This window comes from Vibrio syngnathi (genome assembly GCF_002119525.1).
In the GTDB taxonomy this organism is placed as follows: domain Bacteria; phylum Pseudomonadota; class Gammaproteobacteria; order Enterobacterales; family Vibrionaceae; genus Vibrio; species Vibrio syngnathi.
The window spans coordinates 382,125-396,928 of sequence record NZ_CP017916.1; the positions used below are offsets into that span (position 1 = coordinate 382,125).

Below are 14,804 nucleotides of genomic sequence, written 5' to 3' on the forward strand. Positions count from 1 at the left end.
AGATGAAAACAGAAAAGTCGGAACCTCGGTTTCGGCTTTTTTATAGTTGTATTTACCGCGAGTGGATCTGTTGCCTATTTTGTGTGAATAGATGAATCACTTGGCGGTTGTGAGGAGCAAAATGATAGCAATATTACGTATTTTCGCAGTGGCGATATTTGCGATTCTTATGTTTGTATTTGGTTGTGGCTATTGTCTATTAAGCCCACGTAACCCGAAACACGTATTTACCTTTGGCCGTTATTTCGGTCGCATGTCGAAAATATTTGGCATGAAGTTAGAGCTTCGTATCCCGGAAGATGCCTACTCTCGTGGCCAACATGTTTATGTTGCGAACCATCAAAACAGCTGGGATCTATTCACGATTTCATCAGCGGTGACACCTAAGGTAGTGACTGTTGGTAAGAAAAGCCTAGTGTGGATGCCTCTTTTTGGTCAGCTTTACTGGTTGACGGGTAATATCCTAATTGACCGTTCTAACCGTAGCAAAGCGGTAGGTACGATTGATCAGGTAGTGACTAGTTTAAAAGAGAGCGATGTTTCGGTTTGGATGTTCCCTGAGGGGACTCGTTCTCGTGGTCGTGGCCTGTTGCCATTTAAAACGGGTGCTTTCCATGCTGCGATTGGCGCTGGTTTACCTATTATTCCTATCGTGTGCAGCTCAACAGGTGGCGTGAAGCTGAATCGTTGGAACAATGGTCATGTGATAGTTGAAATGCTACCGCCAATCAGCACTGAAGGTTACGATAAGTCTAATGTTCGTCAACTGGCTAACTTAGCCCGTGAGCAGATGGCTGCTAAGCTTGAAGAGTTAGACAAAGAAGTGGTTGAGCTTAATAAGAAGTAATCATCTAAGCGAAACGATGAACAATAAAAAAGGTTGCTAATTGGGCAACCTTTTTTGTATCTGATAAACGCTCAGCTTCATGCCAACTTGTTTACTAGAAACCGTTTATTCTAGAGGTAAAAACCTATTTGCGAACCGCAATAGCTTCGATCTCGATACCTACATCTTTTGGTAGACGAGCTACTTCAACACATGAACGTGCAGGGTAGTTTGCAACACCATGCTCATCAAAGAACTTACCGTAAACTTCGTTTACTGTGCCGAAGTCGTTTAGGTCTTTAACGAATACCGTTAGTTTTACGATGTCTTTTACAGTCAGGCCAGAAGCTTCAACAACCGCTTGAACGTTGTCTAGAGATTGGCGAGCTTGCTCTGCGATATCAGCAGATACTTCACCAGTTGCTGGGTTTACTGGGATTTGACCAGAAGTCAGAACCATATTGCCAAGGTCAACACCTTGTACGTATGGGCCGATTGCAGCTGGAGCAGATTCTGTGTGAAGTACTTTAGTCATTGGTTATTCCGTCAGTTATTGGATAAAAAGCAATTTTTAGTGTGCCCTCAAACTTAGGATAGGTAAAGAGCAAAATACCCCGCACAGGCGAGGTATTGAATAGTTTTTGCGTTCGATCGGTGTTGCCGTATGACGTTATCTTTCTGTCACGATCTCACGAGAGAAGACTTTTTCGCAGTATTTACACTTCAATCGAATATCTTCTTTCTTTTCAAAGATCTTAAAGCTGCTTTCAACGGGTTCATTGTGAGTAATACAGTTGGTGTTTGGACACTCGAACACATCGTTGATTTGCTCAGGAAGTTCTAGTGGTAGCTTCTTAACTACTTCGTAATCTTCGATTTGGTTTACGGTTGCGTGAGGCGCGTAAAGTGCTAACTTGCTTGCCTGTTCTTCAGTGATAAACACATTCTCTATCTTGAGTAAGTCTTTACCGCCTAGAGCAGAAGATGGCAGGTTTAGGCCAATCGTTACTCGCTGATTTGAGTTATGCATGTCGAACAGTTTGAGTACCTTGATCCCGATGTTGGCTGGGATATGGTCGATAACCGTTCCGTTCTTGATTGCTTCAACTTTTAATTGAGTCTCTTTAGACATGATATCTCTCCTCTACAGCGTTTCGTTAAGAACAAGGGCTAGCAGTGCTTCACGTGCGTAAACACCGTTCTCTGCTTGCTGGAAGTAGTAAGCGTAAGGTGTTTTATCGACATCGACAGTAATTTCATCAACACGAGGAAGAGGGTGAAGAACCTTTAGGTTATCACGTGCATTTTCCAGCATCGGAGCAGTCAGGATGTACGCTGATTTGATATGCGCGTATTCCGATTCATCGAAGCGCTCTTTTTGAACTCGAGTCATGTACAAGACATCAAGTTCTGGAATGACATCTTCCATGTCTGTCAGCAGTTGATACTTGATACCCGCTTCATCAAGTTCTTCGCAAATGTAGTCTGGCATCGCCAGTGCTTCAGGTGCTACGAAGTAGAAACAGATGTTATCGAACTTCGCTAGCGCTTGAGTCAACGAGTGAACCGTACGGCCGTACTTAAGGTCACCAACGAATGCAACGTTGAGGTTGTCTAGGCGGCCTTGTGTCTCAGCGATAGAGAATAGGTCTAATAGCGTTTGTGTTGGGTGTTGGTTTGCGCCGTCACCTGCGTTAATAACCGGTACACCGTTAGAAAACTCAGAAGCCAGACGCGCAGCACCTTCTTGAGGATGACGCATTACGTAAGCATCAACGTATGAAGAGATAACCTGTACCGAGTCCGCTAGCGTTTCGCCCTTCTTCGCCAGTGAGGTGTTACCACCACTGTCGAAACCAATCACATCACCACCGATGCGTTGAATAGCCGTTTCAAAAGAGAGACGAGTTCGCGTTGAAGGTTCGAAGAAGCAGCTGGCAACAACTTTGTTCTTGATGAGTTCTGGGTTTGGTTCAGCCTTTAGCTGACCTGCCGTTTGAACAATTAATTCTAGCTCTTCACGAGAAAGCTCTGGAATTGAGATGATGTGCTTTTGATAGAGCGAATTCGCCATGATCTTCTTCCCCACAATAATGTATTGGCCATAAAAAAGCCCCCCATAATGGGAGGCTTTAAAAAAGTGCTGAAAAGTAGAATAGACGGCCTGGCAAGCATGCTAGCTTGCGAGCAATATTTGGTGTTTTCACAATTTTATTATGTGTTTTCACAATATCATTATGTTTTATCACAACATTGCTTGGCGTCATTTTCACTACTCTCAGACAAATTGCCGAGAATTATACGCTTTCAATTTGTGAGCGCAAGCGATTACATCAAGCTTTTGTTTACTTTCAGTATTCGCTATTGGCCCAGAGTCGCAACCATTACCGCTTTGATGGTATGCATGCGATTCTCTGCTTCATCAAATACAATTGAGTAATCCGATTCAAAGACTTCGTCAGTGACTTCTAAGCCGTTCATTCCATATTTGTCTGCAACTTGCTGGCCGATCACGGTTTCATTGTTGTGGAAAGCGGGTAGGCAATGCATGAATTTCACTTGAGGGTTACCTGTGAGCTTAATGACATTCATATTCACTTGGTAAGGTGTCATGACAGCAACACGTTCGTCCCAAGCTTCTGGCGCTTCCCCCATAGAAACCCAAACATCGGTGTAAAGGAAATCACAGCCTTTCACACCTTCGGCAACGTCTTCTGTCAGCGTGATTTTTGCACCTGTACTTTGCGCGATAGCTTGGCACTCTTCGACAAGGTGCTCTTCTGGCCAAAATGCTTTTGGCGCGACAAGGCGAATATCCATGCCCATTTTCGCGGCACCCACTAACAGAGAGTTACCCATGTTGTTACGTGCATCACCAAGGTAAGCAAAGCTGATTTGGTGTAGATGTTTACCGCGACCATGCTCAAGCATAGTGAGGAAATCAGCCAAGATCTGAGTAGGGTGGAACTCATCGGTTAAGCCATTCCAAACCGGTACACCAGCATAAGCGCCTAGGTCTTCGACAATGCTTTGGCCAAACCCTCGGTATTCAATGCCATCGTACATGCGACCTAATACACGCGCCGTATCTTTCATTGATTCTTTCTGACCAATCTGAGAACCAGAAGGGCCTAAATAAGAGACTTGAGCGCCTTGATCAAAAGCAGCTACCTCAAAAGCACATCGAGTTCGAGTGGATGCTTTTTCAAAGATCAAAGCGATGTTTTTACCGTTAAGCTTTTTCTGCTCTGTACCTGCATACTTAGCTTTTTTAAGGTCGGCAGACAGGTCGAGTAAAAACTGAATCTCTTTAGGAGTAAAGTCGAGAAGTTTTAGAAAGTTACGATTGCGAAGATTAAAGGCCATCTCTCGCTCCTTGCGTATATAGGATCAATGAAGAACTCAGTTAAACATAAGAATGCTATATTTGTGAATATTTATTTTATTAATTTGATAAAAAAGGCCAGTACAATGGTACTGGCCTAGATAAGTTAGTGTGTTCGCTTTATTGAGTTTTGTGGCTTAGATACCGTCTCTTTCGATAGGACAACTCATACAGCGAGCGCCACCTCGGCCACGACCTAGCTCATTGCCTGGAATCGTCAAAACTTCGATACCTGCTTTGTCGTATTTTTCATTGGTGTAAACATTACGCTCATAGCCGATAACCGTACCCGGTTTCACCGTCAGTACGTTGTTAGCGTCATTCCACTGCTCACGTTCAGCTTCGTAGTTATCACCACCGGTTGTGATGATCTTCAGTTGATCGAGATCCAGTGCGCCTTCAATCGCTGTTAGGTAGTTTTCAGCTTTCTCTACTCGCATTTCGCCATTTTCTTTCGGCGTTAAGCGCCAAGTATCTAGGTCTTTACGAACGATCTCTGGATAGACTGAGAATGTGTCGATATCCATGTGTGTCATTACCGTATCAAGGTGCATACAAGAGCGGTGCTTTGGTAAATCAATCGCAATCACTTCGGTTGCTTGACCGGATTTGAATAAACTAGCGGCTAGGTTTTCAACACCTTGTGGCTTAGTACGCTCTGAAATACCGATAAGCACGGCACCTTTACCGATAACCAGAACATCTCCACCTTCAATATTCGCGTTGTCATAGTGAAGATCTTCATCACCAAAGTGCTTAATGAAATCTTGGCCTGCGAATACAGGGTGCCAGCGGTAAATTGCTCGCAAGTGATTCGTTTCTCGTTGACGAGCAGGCATCATCATAGGGTTAAGAGAGACACCGCCATAAACCCAGCAAGAAGTATCGCGGGTAAATAGATGGTTGGGCAGCGGCTCAATAACAAAATCAAGTGGGCGGTGCATCTTCGGTAGCATTGAAGAAGATTTAATAGGAAGCTCAGAGTAGGCTAAACCACCAAGTAGGATCGTAGCCAAGTGCTCATTGTCCATTTGAGCAAGGTACTCTCTTAAATCACGTGCGAATGTAGGGCCGTAACGGAAATCAGAGATTTGAGTATTAAGCAGCCACTCACGAGCTTGAGCTACAGCGAGTGTCTCAACCAGTAGGTCATGCAGTAATAACACTTCAACGTCTTGGTTACGAAGTGTTGTCGCAAAGGCATCGTGTTCTTCACCTGCTGCTTCTACTGCAAGTACATCATCAAAGAGTAACTCATGACAGTTAGAAGGGGTGAGGTGGGTGAGTGCCCTTTCAGGTCGATTTAGGAGAACTCGTCTTAATTGACCGACTTCGGAGCCAACGTACAGCTTACTCATTTTGCATCCTTACTATTAATCCAGCGTCTATTTATGACAAGCTTGTTCGTAATATGCAAGTTTTGAAAATTGTGTAAAAGTTGTGTTATTTCTCAATTATTGGTTTTTAATGCTAATTAATTAAAACTTAGTGATATTAAAATCCAATTGAAAGACTCAATGCTAGAACAAACTTTTTGCGGTTCTATGCTCAAATTTCAGTAACTCGATAATCCATTTTGCTTGGTGAACATGATTTTTCATTCAAAATTTATGCAATTATCCATTCTAAAATGAGATCTTATGCACCAATGAAGTGATCGTCAGTATGCATTTGATATGACTAACCACTCAGTTTTAGAGAAGTAAGGCGAAAAGTAACAATAAAAATGAAATGCTAAAACACACGTTAGTTAATAATATGTTGAAAATTTGTTTCTGTGATTTTGATTTCACTTTTTAATTGATATCCCCTCTGTTATCTAGCGATAAACTTACTCTTCTATACCTGATCTAGGTGGCTTTTCTAGGCGATCCATGCCATATTTCGTGGCAATCAAATTTGATCTTTTCATAGTCAACACTCTGGAGCAGACACATGTCTCACGAAGATGAATATCTATCAGTAGCGGAATTAATTGAATTTCAAAAAGGAGAGACTCGCGACATCATTGAAGCACTAATCGAAGATGGTAGCGATCCTGAAGCTCTATACGATATCGAGCATCACCTTTTTGCTGAAGATTTCGCAGTACTTGAGAAAGCCGTTGTTGAAGCATTCAAAATGGGCTTTGAAGTGCTTGAAGCTGAAGAGACAGAAGACGAAGATGGCAACAAGCTACTTTGTTGTGATGCAACGATGCAGTGTACTCTGAACGCAGAAGCGATTGATGAGCAAGTTGAGAAGCTTGTAAATCTTGCAGAGAAGTTTGACATTATCTACGACGGTTGGGGCACTTACTACGAAGGTGAAGATGCTATCTACCCTGACGAAGATGATGAAGACGAAGAGTAATTTCTTCCCAGTTTTAAAGAATGCCAGCCTTGAGCTGGCATTTTTTTATCCTCAGAAAAATAAATGTCTTTATATGCATTCATTCATTATAATGCGGTCAAAATTGATCTAGCTCAAGGAATGCTATGCGATTACCTCTCGATGGTCTTTGGCAAATATCGCCACTAACGGATCTCTCTATTCCACAAGATGACATTACTTTTCCGGCTCCGTTAAGTTCAAAGCTTCCTGATAGCTTGAGTGAAAGTGAAATCGCAGAGCAAGAGTGGCACCTGATGCATGACATCGAAGTGGATGATGCGATGTTGGCGTGCCCGTTTGTTGAGTTAGTAATGGCAGGTGTTGATTACTTTGCGGAAGTTCGACTCAATGGTGTGGCTGTGTTTGATTGTGATGGCAGCCAAGTCGAATATCGTAAAGATATTCGACCTTACATGCAGTCTGGTCGCAACCGTTTTGAGGTCCTTTTCCTTGAAGAAGAGGAGAGCCTGTTGCTTGAAGAGGATATGGATGAGTCAGTCTCTTCACCGGCTGTCGCTAAATCGGATTCTCGTATCGGAATCTGGCAAGCGCCATATCTGCAGTTCGTTCGTCACGTCAAGCTTGAGCAAGTTGTGACAGAGCAGATCTGGCATTACGGTGGTGGTTGTGAGTTCAAAGTGGATGTTATCTATCAAACGCTAAAGCCGGGGCTAATATCGGCATCAATCAAGTTTAATGGTATGACATTGGTGATGCCGATAGATGTGCGAGCAGAACATACGGGTGTTGTTTTCCAGGTTGAGGCACCGATCATTTTTGATATTGAGAATCCTAACCCTAAACATTTATACTCGTTAGAAGTGGTACTTGATGGGCAGGAAGAGAGCTCTTTTGTCGCCTTGAATCCAGCTTCTTGCGTCAGTAATTTTTTGCGTAGTTAGCGGTTATTCAATTAGCCCGTTACGTAAGGAATCAATTCGCTCACTTGCTTGTCATCTGATGAACTGCCGACGCTAACCCTATTTCAAAAACACATTATAGCGTTTTGGCCATGACAACCTCACAAGCGTCATGGCCTGTTTCTCCCCAAGCTGAATCAAGGTGTTCAAAGCCCAATTTTTCGTAAAGTTTTACGGCGGCATTAAGGCATTCGGTCGTTTCTAGATACATATGTTGATAACCCAGTTCCTTAGCTTTCTCCATCGACATATTAACCAACCTCTTCGCTAAGCCTTTGCCTCTGGTTTCTGGCAAGAAGTACATCTTTTGCAGTTCACAGACTTCTGGCATCCCTGCTAATGGTGCAAATCCACCACCACCGACAACCTTTCCATCAAGTTCAATTACCCAATACTGAGATCTTTCATTGTTATAAACGCTGAACATGTCTTCTAAGGTTGGGTCTGCTACGCCATAGCCTTTGTCTTCGGTTAGCCCGTTCTCATAAGAGACTTGGCGAATTACGTTAGCAATGCTTGGGTTATCTTCTATTTCAATTGAGCGAATAGTGAGGTTAGCAATCTGTTCCATGTTCTGCCTATAAAAATGGGTTACTCATCAGAAGCCCAATATATTGTGGTTAAGCATGTTGGTGCAAACAAAACTGTGGCTGTGTTGTTTGGCTTTCTGCTTTTCGTAGCCACACCTTCTCATGGAAGTAGTAAGCCGGGTTCTAACGTTGCCATCACACCACCAACAAAGGTATCGCCAGTCAATAAGTAGACAACGGTAAAGGCAACACTAAAGTGGATTGTAAGAATTAATACTATAGATGAAACCTATAAATAAGTGATTGGTGCTAAGGCTTGGAGTGAGAGGCATAAAAAAAGGTTGGTCATGAAGACCAACCTTTCTATTTAGAGCGGGAGGTTCGAAACCTCCTCGTTCATTCAGTTTTAAAGCGCAGCGATGGTTGCTTTTTGCTCTTCTAGCTTAACAAGAGTTTCTTGGTAGCCTTCAAGCTTCTCACGTTCTTTCGCGATAACCGCTTCTGGTGCTTTAGCAACGAAACCTTCGTTACCCAGTTTACCTTCGATACGTTTGATTTCGCCGTGAGTCTTAGCCACTTCTTTATCTAGACGAGCAAGCTCTGCATCTTTGTCGATAAGACCAGCCATTGGGATCATCAGCTCAGATTTGCCAACCAGTTTGGTTGCACAAGCCGGAGTTGCTTCGCCGTCTGCTAGAACTTTAATATCGTCTAGCTTAGCGAGAGAAGTAAGAACGATCTTGTTTGCTTCGATACGAGCTGCATCTTTCTCATCAGCGACTTTGATCATTACTTCTAAGCCTTGGCTTGGGGCAATGTCGTATTCCGCACGTAGGTTACGGATAGCGGTGATGAAAGTTTTAACCCACTCGATATCGTCAACGATCTCAGCATTGAAGTTATCTTCATTAAACTGAGGAAGCGCTTGAGTCATAATTGTCTCGCCTTCAACACCGTCTACTAGCGGCTTAACGCTCTGCCAGATAGATTCAGTGATGTAAGGAAGAACTGGGTGAGCAAGACGCAGAGTCTTCTCTAGAACCGTGATAAGCGTGTAACGAGTCGCTTGCTGTTGAGCTTCAGTGCCTTTCCAAAGAACAGGTTTAGTTAGTTCTAAGTACCAGTCACAGAATTGGTTCCAGATGAATTCGTAAAGCGTGTTTGCTGCCATGTCTAGACGGTAGTTGTCTAGATGAGCATTAAACTCTTTCGCAGCAACTTCAAACTGAGATTCAATCCACTTGTCTGCTAGAGAGAATTCCATATTTGCACGGTCTTCAACAGACAGTGACATGCCACAATTGTGCTCTTCTGTGTTCATCAGTACGTAACGGCTTGCGTTCCATAGCTTGTTACAGAAGTTACGGTAACCTTCAAGACGCTTCATGTCCCAGTTGATGTCACGGCCAGTTGAGGCCATAGCAGCAAGAGTGAAACGCAGTGCATCAGTACCGTATGGTTCGATACCATCTTCGAAAGTTTTACGTGTTGCTTTTTCGATCTTAGCAGCCAGTTTAGGTTGCATCATGTTGCCACAACGCTTTTCTACTAGCTCTTCAAGGCCGATGCCGTCAATCATATCGATTGGGTCAAGTACGTTACCTTTCGACTTAGACATCTTGTCGCCGTTTTCATCACGGATAAGGCCCGTCATGTAAACGGTTTTGAAAGGTACTTGAGCCTTGCCATCTTCGTCTTTCACGAAGTGCATAGTCATCATGATCATACGAGCAACCCAGAAGAAGATAATATCAAAACCAGATACTAGTACTTCTGATGGGTGGAATGTTTTCATTGCTTCAGTATCTTCAGGCCAGCCTTGTGTGCCGAACGTCCAAAGTGCAGAAGAGAACCAGGTATCAAGAACATCGTTGTCTTGTTTAAGAACAATTACCGGTGAAAGGTTGTTCTTTTCACGAACTTCTTCTTCAGTGCGACCTACGTAAACTTTACCATCGTTGTCGTACCATGCTGGGATACGGTGACCCCACCAAAGTTGACGAGAGATACACCAATCTTGCACGTCACGCATCCACGCGAAGTACATGTTTTCGTACTGCTTAGGTACGAATTGGATCTCACCATCTTCAACGGCTTTAACTGCTGGAGCAGCAAGAGGCGCAGTACGCACGTACCATTGGTCGGTCAGCATTGGTTCGATAACTACGCCACCACGGTCACCGTAAGGAACGGTTAGATCGTGATCTTTGATCTCTTCAAGTAGGCCTAGCTCTTCAAATTCAGCAACCGTTGCACGACGAGCAGCAAAACGTTCCATACCTTGGTATTTAGCTGGAAGATCTGTTGAGTACACATCGCTTTCTTCACCGTTAGTTGTGAAGATTTCAGCCGCATCACGGATATCACCGTTGAACGTTAGGATGTTGATCATTGGTAGGCTATGGCGCTTGCCCACTTCGTAATCGTTAAAGTCATGAGCTGGCGTGATTTTCACGCAACCCGTGCCTTTATCCATGTCAGCGTGCTCATCACCTACGATAGGGATAAGACGATTAACGATAGGAAGCAGGATTTCTTTACCGATAAGATCTTTGTAGCGAGGATCTTCAGGGTTAACCGCAACGCCTGTATCACCAAGCATGGTTTCTGGACGTGTAGTAGCAACGACAATGTAGTCTTTGCCGTCAGCCGTTTTAACACCATTCGCTAGTGGATAGCGGAAGTGCCACATGAAACCTTTTTTGTCTTTGTTTTCAACTTCAAGATCAGAAATAGCAGTGTGCAGTTTAGGATCCCAGTTTACTAGGCGCTTACCACGGTAGATTAGGTCTTCTTCGTATAGACGAACAAACACTTCTTGAGTCGCAGCCGATAGGCCGTCATCCATAGTGAATCGCTCACGATCCCAATCTACAGAAGCACCAAGACGACGAAGTTGTTGAGTGATCGTGCCACCTGATTCGCCTTTCCATTCCCAGATCTTGTCGATGAAAGCTTCACGGCCGTAGTCGTGTTTTGTTTTGCCTTCTTCAGCGGCGATCTTACGCTCAACAACCATTTGAGTGGCGATACCAGCGTGGTCAGTACCCACTTGCCAAAGAGTATTTTTGCCTTTCATACGTTGAGCACGGATAAGCGTATCCATGATCGTATCTTGGAACGCGTGACCCATGTGTAGGCTGCCAGTGACGTTCGGTGGCGGGATCATGATGCTGTAAGCTTCTTTTGATGTGTCACCGTGTGGCTTAAAGTAGCCTTTCTCTTCCCAAGTCTTATACAGAGCTTGTTCGATTGATGTTGGGTTGTATGTCTTTTCCATAGTGCTCTTATAACGGATACTGTGAATGGTTAATCGTGGTCAAACTTCATAAGTGAAGCTTCTTGAATCTAAATCCAAAGATAGCTTTAACTATGAGGTTTGACTATGGATGTTGAATCTCGATAGTTTGTAGCTGATATCCAGCCTGACGGTAAATTTTATACCTTTCTCGAGCGAGTTGCTTAGCTTTTTCTTCGCAAGGAACGAAGTCTATCACCTGAGCAAAGGCGTTCGCAAAGGTTGTATTATTATCGGCCAGATTTATTACCAGTTGGCGATTCCAATTATGTTTTACGCCTTGATAGCCAATTTCGATGTTGGTTGAATACTTTGGGCCTTCGCCAACTAAGTTATGTGCAATAAATTCATTGGGTTCGACCTGCCAGAAAACCTCAGCGATACGTTCGGCATGTTCTTTGTCATTGCAGTTGAGATAAAGTTTAGCGCCTTGTTTAGCAAAGTGCTGAGCAAGAAACAGCACATAGTGAGCAAAACCATCTTCGCTGGCTTGCGGGCTGTCTGAGGGCACAATGTAAAACGTGGCAGTCTGCATACTTAACACTCGAAACTTGAACTGAAAATCGTGGATATCAATACTACTTGGCTATCAATATTACTTGGTTAACAGGCTCTAACAAATAGCGCTTATTAAAAAAGGGCCCGTAGGCCCTTTTCATTATTTTGAAGATTGCTCTTCAGTCTCTTGGCCGCTGCGGTTCAATAAGAATTGGACTAGCATTGAGACAGGACGACCTGTCGAGCCTTTCGCTGCACCTGACTTCCAAGCTGTACCTGCACTGTCGATGTGAGCCCAGTGGTACTTCTTAGTGAATTTAGACAGGAAACAACCTGCGGTAATAGTACCGCCAGGGCGGCCACCGATGTTTGCCATATCAGCAAACGGACTGTTCAGCTGCTCATGGTATTCGTCTGCCATAGGTAGACGCCATGCGCGATCACTTGCTTGCTCTGAAGCATTAACAAGTTCATGGGACAGTGGGTTGTGGTTAGATAGAACGCCACTGATGTGGTGACCTAGAGCGATAACACATGCGCCAGTTAGCGTAGCAACATCGACAACACAATCTGGTTCAAAGCGCTCAACGTAAGTTAGGGCATCACATAGAACCAAGCGACCTTCTGCATCAGTATTTAATACTTCAACGGTTTGGCCTGACATGGTTGTTAGAATGTCACCTGGGCGGTAAGCATTGCTACCTGGCATGTTTTCACAGCCCGCAAGGATACCTACAACGTTGATTGGCAAGTTAAGTTTCGCCAGTGCTTTCATTGTGCCGAATACAGATGCAGCACCACACATGTCGTACTTCATCTCATCCATACCTTCACCTGGCTTAAGCGAGATACCGCCTGAATCGAAAGTAAGACCTTTACCGACTAGAACGATAGGTTTTGCATTTGGGTCCGCAGCGCCTTTGTATTCCATGATAGACATCATAGATTCGTTCTTAGAGCCACGGCCTACAGCTAAGTATGAAGTCATACCCAGCTTTTCCATCTCTTCTTCACCGATGATCTTAGTCTTTACTGTCTCATAATCGTCAGCTAAACGACGAGCTTGAGAAGCTAGGTAAGCAGGGTTTGCGATGTTTGGTGGCATGTTGCCAAGATCTTTAGATGCTTTCACACCTGAAGCAATAGCAAGACCATGAGAAATCGCTTTTTCGCCAAGGCTTAGCTCGCGACGAGTTGGTACGTTGAATACCAATTTACGCAATGGACGACGAGTCTCTGGTTTGTTGCTCTTAAATTGGTCGAATGTGTAAAGACCATCTTTAGTCGCTTCTACCGCTTGACGAACTTTCCAGTAAGTGTCGCGACCTTTAACGTGAAGTTCTGTAAGGAAACATACTGCTTCCATAGAACCCGTTTCGTTTAGTGTGCTGATGGTTTTTTGGATAATTTCTTTATATTGACGCTCGCCTAGCTCACGTTCTTTACCGCAGCCTACAAGCAGAACACGTTCTGAAAGTACACCAGGTACTTGATGCAGTAGTAGCATCTGGCCAGGTTTACCCTCTAGATCACCGCGACGAAGCAGTGAACTAATATAGCCATCGCTAATCTTATCTAACTGCTCGGCTACTGGAGAAAGGCGGCGCGGTTCGAATACACCGACAACGATACATGCGCTGCGCTGTTTCTCTGGGCTGCCACTTTTTACACTGAACTCCATGCGTACTCCTACATCCTGAAGACAAATCGAACTAAATGTTGGATAATGGGTTCTTACTTGTTGGATCCTATAATGGAACTGACCTTAAAGAAGAACGTTAACACTTAGCTAAAAATTTAAAAAATAAAAGGTTCAACGGGAAATTATAGTGATTCAATCAAAAAAACAAGTTTTGTATAGGTAATTTGAGCGTGATTATTGTTAGATATTTGATCCGAGAGACAATCAAGAGCCAATTTGCGATATTTTTTGTTCTCTTTCTCGTGTTTCTCAGCCAAAAGTTCATCAGCGTTTTAGCCGACGCCTCTGATGGTGATATTCCAGCAAGCCTTGTATTATCGATCGTGGGTCTAAATATGCCAGCGATGGGGCTCTTGATGCTTCCACTTAGTATCTATATTGGCATTTTGCTGACTTTTGGCCGCCTTTATGCCGAAAGTGAGATTGTGGTGATGAATGCTACGGGTATTGGCAATAAATTCCTCATCCAATCAGCACTTTATCTGGCGTTGATTACCGCAACTGTCGCTGCTTTTAACTCCTTTTGGCTGTCTCCGTGGTCACAAGATAAAGTAGAACAAATGTATGAGGAAGTGGCTGCAGAGAACAGCGTCGATTTACTACCCAAAGGCAAATTTGCAAGGACTCCCGATGGTTCTTCAGTTGTGTTTATAGAGGGTATCGATGGTAATCAATTAGACAATGTGTTCGTTTCTCAAATGCGACCTCGTGACTCAGTGCTTCCTAGTGTGATGTTCTCTAAGTCGGGAGACGTAAAAGAATTGAGCGATGGCCGCCAAGTTATTGTGATGTACGATGGTACTCGTCATGAAGGAGTGCCTTCTCGCCTTGATTATAGAGTGACGCACTTTGAAGAGTATGAAGGCTTAATTGGTCAGCGTGAAGTAGAGAAGAAAGGTCGAGAGTGGGAAGCGATTCCAACTATTGATCTTATTGGAAATCAAGATAATCGTGCCAAGGCTGAATTGCAGTGGCGCATGTCACTGGTGTTGTGTATCCCATTGTTGACTATGCTCGTTGTACCGCTGTCAGCAGTCAATCCACGACAAGGTCGTTTTGCAAAAATAGGTCCGGCAATCCTGATTTATTTGACTTACTTCTTGGCAATCAGTGCAACCAAATCTTCAATTGAAGAAGGGGACATTCCTGCTGCAATAGGCATGTGGCCAATCAATGCATTATTATTGTTTGTCGCGATTGGTGCCAACTTTATGGATAGTGTGCCTGTTAGGCGTTTGAAAGAAAAATTCAAGAAGAAGAGGTTGGCTTAAG

13 protein-coding genes and 1 pseudogene are annotated in these 14,804 nt (G+C 43.8%); 4 read left to right on the forward strand and 10 right to left on the reverse strand.

Going from position 1 to position 14,804, the window contains the following annotated elements; genetic code table 11:
- The first annotated feature begins 121 nt into the window (after positions 1-121).
- A complete protein-coding gene (locus tag K08M4_RS01880; protein WP_086048684.1) occupies positions 122-847 on the forward strand; it encodes a 1-acylglycerol-3-phosphate O-acyltransferase in 726 nt (241 codons plus the stop codon).
- A 124-nt stretch (positions 848-971) separates the two neighbouring features.
- Here the strand turns inward: K08M4_RS01880 and K08M4_RS01885 are convergent, their stop codons facing one another.
- The 5 genes from K08M4_RS01885 to arcA form a co-directional block, all read right to left on the reverse strand.
- Positions 972-1,361, reverse strand: a complete 390-nt coding sequence (locus K08M4_RS01885; RefSeq protein ID WP_004735319.1) for a RidA family protein — start codon at positions 1,359-1,361, stop codon at positions 972-974.
- A gap of 135 nt (positions 1,362-1,496) precedes the next feature.
- A complete protein-coding gene (gene pyrI / locus K08M4_RS01890; RefSeq protein ID WP_004735320.1) occupies positions 1,497-1,958 on the reverse strand; it encodes an aspartate carbamoyltransferase regulatory subunit in 462 nt (153 codons plus the stop codon).
- A 12-nt stretch (positions 1,959-1,970) separates the two neighbouring features.
- Positions 1,971-2,900, reverse strand: a complete 930-nt coding sequence (gene pyrB / locus K08M4_RS01895; RefSeq protein WP_004735321.1) for an aspartate carbamoyltransferase — start codon at positions 2,898-2,900, stop codon at positions 1,971-1,973.
- Between the two features lie 287 nt (positions 2,901-3,187).
- On the reverse strand, positions 3,188-4,192 hold the full coding sequence (locus K08M4_RS01900; protein WP_017097535.1) for an ornithine carbamoyltransferase: 1,005 nt from the start codon (positions 4,190-4,192) through the stop codon (positions 3,188-3,190).
- Between the two features lie 156 nt (positions 4,193-4,348).
- Positions 4,349-5,569 (reverse strand): arginine deiminase, encoded by a 1,221-nt coding sequence (arcA, locus tag K08M4_RS01905; RefSeq protein ID WP_017096063.1) that lies wholly within the window; start codon positions 5,567-5,569, stop codon positions 4,349-4,351.
- Positions 5,570-6,146: 577 nt separating this feature from the next.
- Here arcA and rraB point away from each other — a divergent pair.
- Together rraB and K08M4_RS01915 are read left to right on the forward strand one after the other, a co-directional pair.
- The gene (gene rraB, locus K08M4_RS01910; protein ID WP_004735324.1) at positions 6,147-6,563 is read left to right on the forward strand and encodes a ribonuclease E inhibitor RraB; all 417 of its coding nucleotides are present in this window, start codon (positions 6,147-6,149) and stop codon (positions 6,561-6,563) included.
- 125 nt (positions 6,564-6,688) lie between these two features.
- Positions 6,689-7,486: a glycosyl hydrolase 2 galactose-binding domain-containing protein gene (locus K08M4_RS01915; protein ID WP_086048685.1), complete on the forward strand. Its 798-nt coding sequence runs from the start codon at positions 6,689-6,691 to the stop codon at positions 7,484-7,486.
- A gap of 94 nt (positions 7,487-7,580) precedes the next feature.
- Here K08M4_RS01915 and K08M4_RS01920 read toward each other — a convergent pair whose 3' ends face one another.
- From K08M4_RS01920 to pepA, 5 genes and pseudogenes are all read right to left on the reverse strand, one after another.
- Complete coding sequence (locus K08M4_RS01920; RefSeq protein WP_086048686.1) at positions 7,581-8,075, reverse strand: GNAT family N-acetyltransferase; 495 nt, start codon at positions 8,073-8,075, stop codon at positions 7,581-7,583.
- Between the two features lie 49 nt (positions 8,076-8,124).
- Positions 8,125-8,299, reverse strand: a pseudogene (locus tag K08M4_RS01925) (DUF2061 domain-containing protein); the annotation flags it as partial.
- Positions 8,300-8,440: 141 nt separating this feature from the next.
- Positions 8,441-11,314 (reverse strand): valine--tRNA ligase, encoded by a 2,874-nt coding sequence (locus tag K08M4_RS01930; RefSeq protein WP_086048687.1) that lies wholly within the window; start codon positions 11,312-11,314, stop codon positions 8,441-8,443.
- A gap of 103 nt (positions 11,315-11,417) precedes the next feature.
- Complete coding sequence (locus K08M4_RS01935) at positions 11,418-11,867, reverse strand: DNA polymerase III subunit chi (RefSeq protein WP_017089968.1); 450 nt, start codon at positions 11,865-11,867, stop codon at positions 11,418-11,420.
- A 123-nt stretch (positions 11,868-11,990) separates the two neighbouring features.
- Positions 11,991-13,511: a leucyl aminopeptidase gene (gene pepA, locus K08M4_RS01940; protein ID WP_004735335.1), complete on the reverse strand. Its 1,521-nt coding sequence runs from the start codon at positions 13,509-13,511 to the stop codon at positions 11,991-11,993.
- Between the two features lie 191 nt (positions 13,512-13,702).
- Here pepA and lptF point away from each other — a divergent pair, with 191 nt between their 5' ends.
- The gene (gene lptF, locus K08M4_RS01945) at positions 13,703-14,803 is read left to right on the forward strand and encodes an LPS export ABC transporter permease LptF (RefSeq protein WP_086048688.1); all 1,101 of its coding nucleotides are present in this window, start codon (positions 13,703-13,705) and stop codon (positions 14,801-14,803) included.
- Position 14,804: the final 1 nt, after the last annotated feature.

What these genes read in the sequence shown, in the direction of transcription:
- pyrI (WP_004735320.1), bottom strand. Translation starts at nt 1,958, where the DNA reads ATGTCTAAAGAGACTCAATTAAAAGTTGAAGCAATCAAGAACGGAACG.
- rraB (WP_004735324.1), top strand. Translation starts at nt 6,147, where the DNA reads ATGTCTCACGAAGATGAATATCTATCAGTAGCGGAATTAATTGAATTT.
- pyrB (WP_004735321.1), bottom strand. Translation starts at nt 2,900, where the DNA reads ATGGCGAATTCGCTCTATCAAAAGCACATCATCTCAATTCCAGAGCTT.
- K08M4_RS01900 (WP_017097535.1), bottom strand. Translation starts at nt 4,192, where the DNA reads ATGGCCTTTAATCTTCGCAATCGTAACTTTCTAAAACTTCTCGACTTT.
- arcA (WP_017096063.1), bottom strand. Translation starts at nt 5,569, where the DNA reads ATGAGTAAGCTGTACGTTGGCTCCGAAGTCGGTCAATTAAGACGAGTT.
- K08M4_RS01880 (WP_086048684.1), top strand. Translation starts at nt 122, where the DNA reads ATGATAGCAATATTACGTATTTTCGCAGTGGCGATATTTGCGATTCTT.
- K08M4_RS01935 (WP_017089968.1), bottom strand. Translation starts at nt 11,867, where the DNA reads ATGCAGACTGCCACGTTTTACATTGTGCCCTCAGACAGCCCGCAAGCC.
- K08M4_RS01885 (WP_004735319.1), bottom strand. Translation starts at nt 1,361, where the DNA reads ATGACTAAAGTACTTCACACAGAATCTGCTCCAGCTGCAATCGGCCCA.
- pepA (WP_004735335.1), bottom strand. Translation starts at nt 13,511, where the DNA reads ATGGAGTTCAGTGTAAAAAGTGGCAGCCCAGAGAAACAGCGCAGCGCA.
- K08M4_RS01915 (WP_086048685.1), top strand. Translation starts at nt 6,689, where the DNA reads ATGCGATTACCTCTCGATGGTCTTTGGCAAATATCGCCACTAACGGAT.
- K08M4_RS01920 (WP_086048686.1), bottom strand. Translation starts at nt 8,075, where the DNA reads ATGGAACAGATTGCTAACCTCACTATTCGCTCAATTGAAATAGAAGAT.
- K08M4_RS01930 (WP_086048687.1), bottom strand. Translation starts at nt 11,314, where the DNA reads ATGGAAAAGACATACAACCCAACATCAATCGAACAAGCTCTGTATAAG.